Origin of the sequence: Hymenobacter sp. BRD128, from assembly GCF_013256625.1 — a bacterium.
GTDB lineage: Bacteria > Bacteroidota > Bacteroidia > Cytophagales > Hymenobacteraceae > Hymenobacter.
On record NZ_CP053908.1, the window covers coordinates 2,324,457 to 2,334,149 of the forward strand.

The 9,693-nt window shown below is 58.6% G+C and carries 15 protein-coding genes and 1 tRNA gene; 11 read left to right on the forward strand and 5 right to left on the reverse strand.

What is annotated here, in order from left to right; all coding sequences use genetic code 11:
• The first annotated feature begins 25 nt into the window (after nucleotides 1–25).
• The 9 genes from GKZ68_RS10295 (at nucleotide 26) to GKZ68_RS10335 (ending at nucleotide 4,707) form a co-directional block, all read left to right on the forward strand.
• On the forward strand, nucleotides 26–805 hold the full coding sequence (locus tag GKZ68_RS10295) for a phage antirepressor KilAC domain-containing protein (RefSeq protein WP_173114149.1): 780 nt from the start codon (nucleotides 26–28) through the stop codon (nucleotides 803–805).
• A 39-nt stretch (nucleotides 806–844) separates the two neighbouring features.
• Nucleotides 845–1,180: a hypothetical protein gene (locus GKZ68_RS10300; RefSeq protein ID WP_173114152.1), complete on the forward strand. Its 336-nt coding sequence runs from the start codon at nucleotides 845–847 to the stop codon at nucleotides 1,178–1,180.
• Between the two features lie 132 nt (nucleotides 1,181–1,312).
• On the forward strand, nucleotides 1,313–2,125 hold the full coding sequence (locus GKZ68_RS10305) for a hypothetical protein (protein WP_173114155.1): 813 nt from the start codon (nucleotides 1,313–1,315) through the stop codon (nucleotides 2,123–2,125).
• 128 nt (nucleotides 2,126–2,253) lie between these two features.
• Nucleotides 2,254–3,234, forward strand: a complete 981-nt coding sequence (locus GKZ68_RS10310) for a phosphoadenosine phosphosulfate reductase family protein (protein ID WP_173114158.1) — start codon at nucleotides 2,254–2,256, stop codon at nucleotides 3,232–3,234.
• 246 nt (nucleotides 3,235–3,480) lie between these two features.
• Nucleotides 3,481–3,645 (forward strand): hypothetical protein, encoded by a 165-nt coding sequence (locus tag GKZ68_RS10315; RefSeq protein ID WP_173114161.1) that lies wholly within the window; start codon nucleotides 3,481–3,483, stop codon nucleotides 3,643–3,645.
• Nucleotides 3,646–3,691: 46 nt separating this feature from the next.
• Nucleotides 3,692–3,874: a hypothetical protein gene (locus GKZ68_RS10320; RefSeq protein ID WP_173114164.1), complete on the forward strand. Its 183-nt coding sequence runs from the start codon at nucleotides 3,692–3,694 to the stop codon at nucleotides 3,872–3,874.
• Nucleotides 3,874–4,410 carry a hypothetical protein gene (locus GKZ68_RS10325; RefSeq protein ID WP_173114167.1) on the forward strand — a complete coding sequence of 179 codons (537 nt, stop codon included), beginning with the start codon at nucleotides 3,874–3,876 and terminating at the stop codon, nucleotides 4,408–4,410. The genes GKZ68_RS10320 and GKZ68_RS10325 overlap by 1 nt, the downstream gene beginning before the upstream one ends.
• Nucleotides 4,407–4,613, forward strand: coding sequence for a hypothetical protein (locus tag GKZ68_RS10330; RefSeq protein ID WP_173114170.1), 207 nt, complete (start codon nucleotides 4,407–4,409; stop codon nucleotides 4,611–4,613). The genes GKZ68_RS10325 and GKZ68_RS10330 overlap by 4 nt, the downstream gene beginning before the upstream one ends.
• Nucleotides 4,614–4,633: 20 nt before the next feature.
• Nucleotides 4,634–4,707 (forward strand) — tRNA-Ala (locus GKZ68_RS10335).
• A gap of 61 nt (nucleotides 4,708–4,768) precedes the next feature.
• Here GKZ68_RS10335 and GKZ68_RS10340 read toward each other — a convergent pair.
• Together GKZ68_RS10340 and GKZ68_RS10345 are read right to left on the reverse strand one after the other, a co-directional pair.
• Nucleotides 4,769–5,350: a hypothetical protein gene (locus tag GKZ68_RS10340; protein WP_173114174.1), complete on the reverse strand. Its 582-nt coding sequence runs from the start codon at nucleotides 5,348–5,350 to the stop codon at nucleotides 4,769–4,771.
• Nucleotides 5,351–5,377: 27 nt separating this feature from the next.
• Nucleotides 5,378–5,896, reverse strand: a complete 519-nt coding sequence (locus GKZ68_RS10345) for a hypothetical protein (protein WP_173114177.1) — start codon at nucleotides 5,894–5,896, stop codon at nucleotides 5,378–5,380.
• 19 nt (nucleotides 5,897–5,915) lie between these two features.
• Between GKZ68_RS10345 and GKZ68_RS10350 the strand changes: the two genes are divergently transcribed.
• Nucleotides 5,916–6,221, forward strand: coding sequence for a hypothetical protein (locus tag GKZ68_RS10350; RefSeq protein WP_173114180.1), 306 nt, complete (start codon nucleotides 5,916–5,918; stop codon nucleotides 6,219–6,221).
• Here GKZ68_RS10350 and GKZ68_RS10355 read toward each other — a convergent pair.
• Nucleotides 6,202–6,663 (reverse strand): phage virion morphogenesis protein, encoded by a 462-nt coding sequence (locus GKZ68_RS10355; protein WP_173114183.1) that lies wholly within the window; start codon nucleotides 6,661–6,663, stop codon nucleotides 6,202–6,204. The two genes, GKZ68_RS10350 and GKZ68_RS10355, sit on opposite strands and share 20 nt — an antisense overlap.
• A gap of 20 nt (nucleotides 6,664–6,683) precedes the next feature.
• Between GKZ68_RS10355 and GKZ68_RS10360 the strand changes: the two genes are divergently transcribed.
• Nucleotides 6,684–7,046, forward strand: coding sequence for a hypothetical protein (locus tag GKZ68_RS10360; protein ID WP_173114186.1), 363 nt, complete (start codon nucleotides 6,684–6,686; stop codon nucleotides 7,044–7,046).
• Nucleotides 7,047–7,058: 12 nt separating this feature from the next.
• On the opposite strand, the gene GKZ68_RS10365 is transcribed toward GKZ68_RS10360, so the two are convergent.
• Together GKZ68_RS10365 and GKZ68_RS10370 are read right to left on the reverse strand one after the other, a co-directional pair.
• A complete protein-coding gene (locus GKZ68_RS10365) occupies nucleotides 7,059–9,155 on the reverse strand; it encodes a DUF935 family protein (RefSeq protein ID WP_173114189.1) in 2,097 nt (698 codons plus the stop codon).
• Complete coding sequence (locus tag GKZ68_RS10370) at nucleotides 9,155–9,646, reverse strand: phage protein Gp36 family protein (protein WP_173114192.1); 492 nt, start codon at nucleotides 9,644–9,646, stop codon at nucleotides 9,155–9,157. The genes GKZ68_RS10365 and GKZ68_RS10370 overlap by 1 nt, the downstream gene beginning before the upstream one ends.
• Nucleotides 9,647–9,693: the final 47 nt, after the last annotated feature.

Consider the following 9,693-nt stretch of genomic DNA (forward strand, 5'->3'; position numbering starts at 1 on the left):
TAACACGTAACAAGTCAAAAGTAAGATGGAAACTTTGATTGCTGTATCAGCAGCACCAGTGGCTCCACAAATAGTAGCCGAGCAACTCATTCCACTTAGTAAGAGCAAGGGCGGTAAACCGGTGGTGCTCGCTAGTCTACTGCATCAGTTTTTAGAAATCGGAAGTCGCCCAGATAAGTGGTTTGGTCGCCGCGTGGAAGAATATGGCTTCGTGCAAGGTGTTGATTATGAGCGGTCAAATTTGGGCGAGAACGAAGCTGCTGATTACTTCATCACCCTTGACATGGCCAAGGAATTGGCGATGGTCGAGCGCAATGAGAAAGGTCAACAGGCCCGCCGCTACTTCATCGCCTGTGAGAAACGCTTGAGAACAATAAGTGAAGGGCCACAACTACCTAATTTCTCCAACCCTGCCGATGCTGCCCGCGCCTGGGCCAATGAGTTTGAAGCGAAGCAACAAGCACTAGCAGTAGCCCAGCAGGTCCAGCAGCAGCTAGTCGAGGCAAAGCCCAAAATTGAGTTCTTCGACAAGGTAGCTGTCAGCATCAATTCGATTTCCTTCGAAGATGCAGCTAAGTGGCTCAAGCTACCCGGCCTTGAAGGCCGAAACAAGTTAATAAAGCGCCTCAAGGAAGACAAGATTCTTCAGAAGAACCGCTCGCCTTACCAACGCTACATAGATGAACACTACTTCGAAGTCGAGGCACAGGCCTACCAAGCCGGTGAAAAAGGCAAGCGCTTAGCCAGCACTACCCGCGTGACGCCTAAGGGCCTTGACTGGCTGCTTAAGAAGTACAAATCATAACGTCCTCTCAAGTTTTTAACTTCTTACTTTTTAATTCCCATGCTCACCGCCACCATCACTCCTAGCACCTTCACGGCCACTACTCCTACAATCCATCGCTCGCTGCCCTACGCCGAGTATGTGGCCGGCTGTGACACGGACTCCGAACCCTTCCTGGAATTGACTCACGAATTGGGTCAGGTATTCGAGCGCACCTACACGCCCCATATACTGGCCCAGGCCTTGCGTGAAGTACAACCCCATGTATTGCTAGTGGAAGTCGAAGAAGGCAGCACCCTGCGCACCGATTATCCCACTCTTACCGAGGCTGATTTGATAGAGGTGGAGTATCAAGCCCTACGGCTCACTACGCAAGTCACTTGCTTGGCTGAGTAATCTCCCTAGTTGGTTTTGAAGCAAATTCCGCAAAACCAGCTACTTCATTTCCGCCTACACCTGCTGCCTTTTTCTGCCTTGCTGCCCCGTACCACTTACATCTCTGTTCCCAAAGGCTTAGCAACACAGGTTGTGCTTAACAACCGTGACCTGAAGGCTATGACGGTGCTGTATCAGCTCAAAGCGCTGTTCGTGGGCGGGGTTATTCAGGATTTTGGGCAGCAGGCCCAGCACATTGCGGCCACGTATGGGTACAGCATCTCCAAGCTGCGCTCCTACGTGGCCGTTTTGTGCCAGATGGGCTTGCTTACCAAGCCCCGTCGAGGTACGCTCGTGCTGGCTTCCAGCCGCCGTATCGCAGCCCATCACAGCTTGCAGGTGCGCGGCTTCCACCGGCTTCCCAGCACCCAGCTCACTGACCTTGAAACGCGCCTGCGGGCGCTGGCCCTAGCTGAGAATATAGACCGCCAGCAATACGCGCTGGAGCAAAAAGCAATCACCGCCACGCTTGTCAGTAGAGGCATCCCTATGCCAGCCCACCAGCAGCCTCAGCGCCTAAACCACCTCAAAAAGACGGTGCAGGTAGCGGAGGCCGTTGGCGCTCTACAAACGCGCTTTACCCAAGAAGTGGCTACCCTTGCTTTCGACTCGCGCAAGGCTGATTTCAATCCCTTCGCCACCCTCTCGCGCAAGGGTATTGCCCGCGCGCTGGGTCGGCACAGCAAGGCTACTGGCCTGCGCTACGCCAAGCTGCTGACCAAGGTCCAACTACTGACCGATGAGCCACGCCGAGTATTCGTGTGCGATGCCACCAAGCAAGAGTACAGCCTGATGCAGGAGGGGCTATTTGGCTTCGACTATTCTTTTCGCCATACCCGCACTGGCAAAGTAGAGAAGTGGCTATCTAACCTATTGACTGTGAACAAGCAAAACCTGCTTTACTAATGTCATTCCAAAAAACTGAACTAGCATTGCCAGCTCACCCCGCGAGGCGTGTAGCGAGCTGTCCACTGGTGAACAGCTCGCTCAATCAGACTGAATTTATTGCAGTACCACCTGCAATTGAGACTGCTTTGCAACAGGGCGCGGCGCTGGCCATTAGCTTGAGTGGTGGCAAAGACAGCCAGGCGCTGCTGATGCTGCTGGCGCCCTGGTTTCGTCAGTATGGTTACGCGGGGCAACTCTTCGCTATTCATGCCGACCTGGGGCGGGCCGAGTGGGAGCAAACGCCCGCCTTTGTGCAGTTGCTCGCCGATAACGCGGGCGTGCCGCTCGTAGTAGTGCGCCGGGCCAAAGGGGATTTAGTGGCGCGTATCGGTGAACGAATGCAGGCCACGGCCGGTACCACCGCGCCCGGCTGGCCTAGCGCTAAGCAACGCTACTGCACGAGCCACCTCAAAAGCGGCCCTATCGACCAAGCGCTCCGCAACCCCGCGCCCTACTGGCCCAGCAGTGGCCAGCGCTTTTGCACCTCGGATTTGAAGCGCGGCCCCGTTGATACCCAGCTACGCCAATTTGAGGTAATTATCAGCGCTGAGGGCGTGCGCGCCGATGAGAGCCCAGCGCGGGCGCTCAAAGCCGCTGCCGAGCTGCGCCCCGCCATCACGGCCAAGGCCCTGCGCGGCCTACCGATGGAAGAAGCGCTCGCCCAGCGCCAGCCGGGCCAGCGCGTGGCCTTCAACTGGCGCCCACTACTGCATTTCACCACCGCGCAGATATGGCAGGCCTGCGGCACTAGCGCCACGAGCCTAGCGGCACGCCAGCGGCTACACAGCATCGGCGCCACCACGTCTGCCCTAGCGGGCTGGGTAGGCCACCCGGCCTACGTGCTGGGCAATCAGCGCCTAAGCTGCGCGCTGTGCGTGCTGGGCAGCAAAAACGACCTACTAAACGGAGCCAACCACAACCCCGCCACCTACGGCCTCTACCTCGAATTGGAGGTGCTGGGTGGCTCCACTTTCAAGCACAACCAAAGCCTATTTGATTTACCCGTGAGTGGGCGGGCGGCTGAGGTGCGTGATGAAATATTATCAACTATCAAAATTGCCGCCTAACCTAAAGGGTAAGAGACGCTGGCCGGTCCAGCAGCCAGCGCCTAGTACGGTCCGACTACCCAGCCGGTAGTCCCTTCAGCCAGCAAATATACCTGTATTATATTTTCATCAACCCCTCATCATGTTCAGCAAGCCCACGCTCTAGCTGGTCCTGGCCCCCCGATGACGAGGCTATCCGCATCATCACCAGTCCCGCCTAAACTCCGGAAAACTCCGGACTTTTCTGCAATCGATACCACGCCTAATATGCTGACCCGCAAACCTTACCGCCGCAGTGATTACGCCTTTTTGGCCGAAAACTACCAACATGCCCCCGCGCCCGCCCTGGCGCAGGCCCTGGGCCGCACGCCGGGCAGCCTCTACCGCTTCATCAGCCGCCACCCCGAGCTGCGCAAGCAAGGCAAAAGTTAGGTATAAGTTTCTGGCATTGCGAACGGGGCTAGCGGAGCTTCGGGGCATGAAATTCTTCCTCATTTTCTTCGCTGTCGCCACCTTGGTCTGTGGCTACTTCCTGCTCACCGATGGTCCCGGCTCAGGCATGGGCTGGCCCACTGGCATCTTCGCTGCCCTCGGGGCTGGCGTGGCGCTCTACAACTGGCGTACGAACGGCTCGCCGCTCGACGACTCGACCAAGCGCTAATGCTGGCCTTGCTGCTCACCCACGTCGCCGCCCTGGCCCTGTTCTGGTACGCGCCCCGCTTTTGGGTAGCCCAGGACGTGAAGGCCTTCGCGGCTAACGGCTCGGCCGACTCGCTGCACGGCGTGTTTCACCGCCAGCGGCTCACCTGGCGCCTTGGCTTCCTGGTGCTGGTGGCGGGGCTAGCCTCGCTACCATTCTGGGGCCAGTGGTGGGCACTAGCTACACACTACCTAGCCCTAGCCCAGCTGGGCGGCGCCTACTTCTTCTACGACTTCAACCCGCGCCTGAGCCGGGCCCGCGGCCTCGACCCGTACTACGTCAGCTTCGACCCGCGGGCGGCCTGGTTTCCCGATAGGTGGCTAGCCGGTAAGGCGAAAGTCAAGTGGCCAGCGCTAGATACCATGGACCCAGCCAGCATGCTACGCATTTGGCAAGGGGATGCCAGTCGTGGCCTGGAGCGCCTCACCGTCCAAGTACTCGAAGCCGGCGCTCTGCTTTACCTAGCCCTACTCGCTGCCACCTATTTTCTGCAATGACCCCCAAGCAACTCGCCCGAGCTGACCGATTAGAGCGCCGCAACAAGCAAATACAGGACGCTTTTTACCGGCGCTACACCAATCAGCCGCGGGTGAACGGGGCCAAGCTCTACACCCGCGAGGGCGTGGTGGCGCAGCTAGCCGAAGAGTACCACCTGAGCATGGCCACGGTGGAGCGGATTGTGCTGCCAAAAGGGAACTGACATAATACCTTTGCCCCCACGGGGGATTAGCTCAGCTGGCTAGAGCGATTGCTCCGCAAGCAATAGGTCGTCGGTTCGACTCCGACATTCTCCACGAAAAAGCCCCGCTGGCGCGTGCTAGTGGGGCTTTTTGGTTCTACTGTGTAGATATTTAGCTAAGCTCTTGCATTGCTCATAATCAGCTTATGCACAAAATCAAAGAATAATTCTTTTGTGCTCAACGGTTGGCTAGGCTTAGTGCTATCCAGTATCCACCCATATGTAGAATCTACTACCGCAAGCTTGTAACTCTCATTTGTTAATTGCTTAGGCTTTTCGTCCAGCGAGTAGTTACTTAGGTTACCTCGGAGCGCTTCGAGATTCAGATTGTTCTGCCATGTTTGGACATGTAAGCGCAGGTCATCGAAATTATTGTAAACAGGAGCAAGCAGCAATAGCAACTGCCCCTTTGGGTAGGGAACCGCACGCTCGTCAATCAGTTGACGAATAGTGAAATAGTTTCTTTCTTGATAAAATAAAGGGCCTTCAAAGCGTAGTGTAATCTTGCTGCGCTTTGCATCTGGGTCATCATTAAACTCTTCAACTAGTTGCTTAAGGTAATTTCCCAGTAAACTGTAGTCTTTCATTGCCTTTTCCATTGCCTTTTCAATAACAGCGGGTCGCTGTTGCTCAAGGGCAAGTTTTGCATCCGTATCGTCAGCCATCTGCTTTAGAAAATCCCGCGTATCTTTTTTCATTTCATGCATGAGTTATGAGGCGAGCCGCTAAGGTATTACAAACCTTGGCTGCTCCACGCTATCCAACCCGCTCACCACCTGGCTAGCGCCATCATACCCACCGACATCTGTCAGCAGGCAGTTGTAGCCCATCGAGTACACCCAAATGCCCGGCTGCTGGGCCTGCTCCTTGCGCGAATACGTGCGCACCAGCGCCCCGAACGCACCGGCCCCGTCGAAGTGCTGCAAGGCCTTGTGCAGGTCAGCCAGCAGCTCCAGCTTCTCCAGGGCCTGGGCCCGCTGCGTGCTGCTCTGGTAACTGTCAGCCAGCACCTGCACGGCCAGCGTCACGCGCACCTGGCAGTTGCCCCGCTGAATGCCCTGGCCGATGTCGTGCCAGTTGGCCTCGTCAAAATCAATCAGCGCCACGCCCGCATGATAGGGTAGCGGGTACTCGGCATCGGGGTTGTCAAGCTGGCCCTGGTCGAGGTCAATCCAGCCCAGCGTTGGGAGTTGGGCGCGCAGGCGGTCGGCCAGGATGGGGTAGACGGTGGCGAAGCTGCTCATGGGGCATTATGTTTGGGGAATGAAAAACACATTTTATATAGCTGAACCCATCGCCACTCAGCATGAAAATCAGTCACACCTCGTTTCATACCAAACCATGCAAGCATGGATGGACACGTTGCCTCAATTTCAAACAAGTGAGGAAAGAGAAAGAAGCGGGTACACAGCCTTATGCGGAAGGCAGCTAGTGGATAAGCAAACCAATGCGATGGAATGTCTTTTTGAGGGTGGACAAATGCAAGTAGATAAAAAGCCTGTCACCACGCTTGATAAGAATATTTGTGCTGCGTGCCTGCAAAAGCTAGCTACTTCAGCAGCCCAGTAATGCCGGCGCTGATTTTCTTGGTTAATTTATCCTTCGCACTACGCCCCAGCGTAATGAACGGCCGCGCGGGGTGGCGCTTGCCCGCGCCTTCCTGCTGTACCTCAGCGTAAGGCTCCGACGAGCCCACCGTGACGGTGGTAGCCGTCGTGGCCACGATGCGCACCGAGCGGCGGAGCCGGCCTGTCTTCACCAGAATGGCGCGCTGCCTGGGGTTAATGCGTCGGGGCCCGCGCTGGCCGCCCTTGCCTTTACGGCCGGGCAGCGTGTCGTGCACCAGGCGCGGCGCCCAGGGTACCACGGCGCCCGCGTCGTTCTCGTAGCCCTGGCGCCGGAAGTTGTCGGCACTCTCCAGCACCACGGCCTTGCCCATCTCGCGGGGCACCGTGCGTAGGTAGCCCCGCAGCTGCTGGCCGAAGCGTTCTAAGTCGTTGGAATGGCTCATGCGGTTGTTACTTTAGCAACATGGAATCGAAATTGATTGCTGAATTTGTAGCAGACGCCAACAATAAGTTGCTGCAAGCCGCAGAAAAACGGGTTTGCCAGGCCTTGTGGCTGCTTAACCAAGCGTCCTCTGTGGAAGCCGCCAAATCCCTTTTTCCGCGCATAACGGCCGCATCCTACCCCCTGGGTTACTGTGCTTACTTCCTCGACTACGACACGAAACAGGAGTTGCTGGTGTGTGTGGCGCACCCGCTAGAGTCAGAAATACCTCCAATAACGGGGGCCGAATCGCTGAACTTTCGGATACATCAGGCATACTCCTGGGGCGAAGAAGCCACTGTCTTACTGCGAGAAGTGCTTTCCCGAGCCAACCCAAACGACTAGCGAGTGACTGGCTCATAGCTGGCTCTCAATTTTGCGCGCCTCGTGGGCAGGCAATTGAAAATACGGGTGGTCGGCCCCGAAAATGACGCCCGTCTTGCCCACATTCTCCCGAAAACCCTCGGCCGCTTCCGGCAGGCCCGGCAGCTCATGCGCCGGCGTAGCCGTAGCGTCGCTGTCGAGCTCGGTAGCCGAGCACCGGCAGTTCCAATCCAGCGGCGGGTAGTGGTCATCCCAAAAGGGGTCATCGTGCGGCCGGGTAATGCCATCAAGCGCGGCGTGCTCTTCGCGCACACGGTTATCGCCTACCGTGTCGTAGCGAATCTGGCTACTAGCGTCAAACTCGCTCCACTTGGCTGCCATCTGGCTGCTGGCAATCGCCTGGTTGTACTCGGTGCGCAGGTAGTCCACGTTGTAGAGCTGGTTTACCTCCAGCGCATCGGCCCGGAACTCGGCAAAGGGCCGGATATTACCCTTAGCGTCGGTCAGCTTCTCGCTCATCGCCCGCTGCACGGCCGCCGTTTTGAAGCCCGAGAACTTCTGCACGTTGGCCAGCAAATAGCCCCGCAGCTTCTCATCCGCTACCCCGAAGCCCAGCTGCACGGCGTCTTCGAGGTGCGCCCGCAGGTAGTGATACAGCGGCTGGTCGATGGTGCCGTTAAAGAGGTCGCCGCTGTGAATGGCTTTTATCAGCCGCTCGGCCAGCTTGTTGAGCTTGCCCGAGTCGCCGGCGGCTGCTTGGACACCCTGTCTAAGCTGTGTCCAAGTAATGTCCGAGCAGCGCGGGCAGGCGTGGGCGTAAAGCGCGCTAATCTGGCTGCTTAGGCTCGCCGTCGGTGCCTGCGGGGTCTTCGCCGGTTGGGTCGGGGTCGGCGGCCCCTGGGGCTTTCCCGGCGGCAGCGGGGGGGCAATCGCTGGCTCCGGCTTATCCTCCAGCACCACGCCAAAGGTGTCCTCTAGGTACTGCTTGCTCACCTGGTAGCCGCTGTTCTGCATGATGCCCTGCACGATAGCAAACTGCTCGGTCTTGCTCAGCGTCTCCGTGTCGTCGAACGCAAACTCGTAGCCCGCCACCGCATAGCCGTGCACCAGCAGGAACGGCAGCAGCGTTTCGTTCACCCACTCGGCTAGCCAGGTCGCATCGTCCTTGGTGTAGGCATCGGCCACGCGCTCGTGCACCTCGCCCTGGCTGCGGCTGCTGCCCGAATCGGTGGTCATGGTCTGGCCCAGCACCAGCTTCGACAGCTCCGAGTTGATGCGGTTGATGAAGGTGTCGAAAATCTTGTCATTGCCGGGGGCGGGGGCAATAAAGTCAATCTTGGCGCCTTCCGGAAAGATGCCGTAGCCCGCCTGGCCCATCGTGGCCATCATCGTGTTGCAGGCATCCATCTGCGGCCCGTCGAGCGTGCCGCTCACGGCCCGGTAGGGCGTGCCGAACATCTCCGTGAAGTCGCTCCACGCGGCTAAAACGGTTTTTTTCCAGATAACCGGCGGGGCAGCCTTGAGCAGTAGCCCCAAGTCGTGGCGGCTGCCAATTTCCAAAATCCAGGGCGCATACTCGGGGTCGTTGGCGTAGTCCACGCCCACAATCATGCCCGGCATCGAGCGCACCAGGTGCGCCTCCGGAAACACGTACTGCCGGTTGATGAGCGTGACCCGGTGAAACTCGCCATCGACGGGCGTGGCGAATTCGACCAGGCTGTGGCCGTAAAACTTACTATCCAGCGCGTGCTCGCAGAGCTGGCGGAACCAGGGCCGCTGCAGCAGCTTGGTGAGCTTCGGATTCTCCTGGCCGGCGCTGTCCACCAGCTTAAATGCCTTGCCCAGCACGTTGATTTTGCGCGTTTGCAGCACGCTCGTCAGGTGCGGGTCGAGCACCACGTCGGCGTAGATGGAGAGCAGCTGCACGCGCTCGGGATAGTAGACGTTCTCCGCCCTGTCCAGCGCGTCGCGCCATTTCTGCACGTCCTGCTTGAGCCGGCGCACCTGCACGGGGTACACGGTTTCGAGCACCGAGCCGGGGCTAGCCCCGAAGCCGGCCGGGCCGGCGGTCTGAATCGATTTGCTGAAGGGGTTGAGCGCTTGGCCCAACGACTTGAAAAGATTGGCCATTAGTATGCGCTGTTAAGCAGTTTCGGGTTGGAGCCGCCACGGGGCAGGATACTGCCCGTGTCCTGGGTGCCATCGGGCAGGGTAAGCGTTTCCAGCGGCAGGCCGCACGAAAGCGCACCCTTCCGGACCATCTTGAGCCAGTCAATGGCGTGGTCGTAGCGGTCCTGGCGAATGGTGGGCACGTTGCGGGGGTTCTGGCGGCTGTGCATGTGGTAGAGCGCCATATCCACCAGGTACATCACGATTTGCGGGTTGCGCTGGTCGGGTTGGGCCGGCACCGCGGGCGTGGTGCCGCTGGCGGGCACGGCCGCCACCGCGCCCAGGGCGCCGAATACCTTGGCCACGTCGAAGCGGCCCCGCAGGTAGCTCTCCATCTCGGTCTGGGCGGCTAGCGCGGCTTTGCTCAGCAGCACGTCGTTGCCGTCGGTGAGCAGGCCGCGAATCTCGTCGCGGATTTGCAGGCCGTAATCGTCGGGGGTCAGGAAGCTCATTTTTTAGGGCGTAAAACGTGGGCAATAGCGGCAGCCAGCTCGCAGAG

Excerpts from the sequence above, each read along its gene's own strand:
- GKZ68_RS10355 (WP_173114183.1), bottom strand. The coding sequence starts at position 6,663 with ATGAGCCATTCCAACGACTTAGAACGCTTCGGCCAGCAGCTGCGGGGC.
- GKZ68_RS10300 (WP_173114152.1), top strand. The coding sequence starts at position 845 with ATGCTCACCGCCACCATCACTCCTAGCACCTTCACGGCCACTACTCCT.
- GKZ68_RS10315 (WP_173114161.1), top strand. The coding sequence starts at position 3,481 with ATGCTGACCCGCAAACCTTACCGCCGCAGTGATTACGCCTTTTTGGCC.
- GKZ68_RS10340 (WP_173114174.1), bottom strand. The coding sequence starts at position 5,350 with ATGAAAAAAGATACGCGGGATTTTCTAAAGCAGATGGCTGACGATACG.
- GKZ68_RS10370 (WP_173114192.1), bottom strand. The coding sequence starts at position 9,646 with ATGAGCTTCCTGACCCCCGACGATTACGGCCTGCAAATCCGCGACGAG.
- GKZ68_RS10330 (WP_173114170.1), top strand. The coding sequence starts at position 4,407 with ATGACCCCCAAGCAACTCGCCCGAGCTGACCGATTAGAGCGCCGCAAC.
- GKZ68_RS10360 (WP_173114186.1), top strand. The coding sequence starts at position 6,684 with ATGGAATCGAAATTGATTGCTGAATTTGTAGCAGACGCCAACAATAAG.
- GKZ68_RS10325 (WP_173114167.1), top strand. The coding sequence starts at position 3,874 with ATGCTGGCCTTGCTGCTCACCCACGTCGCCGCCCTGGCCCTGTTCTGG.
- GKZ68_RS10320 (WP_173114164.1), top strand. The coding sequence starts at position 3,692 with ATGAAATTCTTCCTCATTTTCTTCGCTGTCGCCACCTTGGTCTGTGGC.
- GKZ68_RS10345 (WP_173114177.1), bottom strand. The coding sequence starts at position 5,896 with ATGAGCAGCTTCGCCACCGTCTACCCCATCCTGGCCGACCGCCTGCGC.
- GKZ68_RS10365 (WP_173114189.1), bottom strand. The coding sequence starts at position 9,155 with ATGGCCAATCTTTTCAAGTCGTTGGGCCAAGCGCTCAACCCCTTCAGC.
- GKZ68_RS10295 (WP_173114149.1), top strand. The coding sequence starts at position 26 with ATGGAAACTTTGATTGCTGTATCAGCAGCACCAGTGGCTCCACAAATA.
- GKZ68_RS10350 (WP_173114180.1), top strand. The coding sequence starts at position 5,916 with ATGAAAAACACATTTTATATAGCTGAACCCATCGCCACTCAGCATGAA.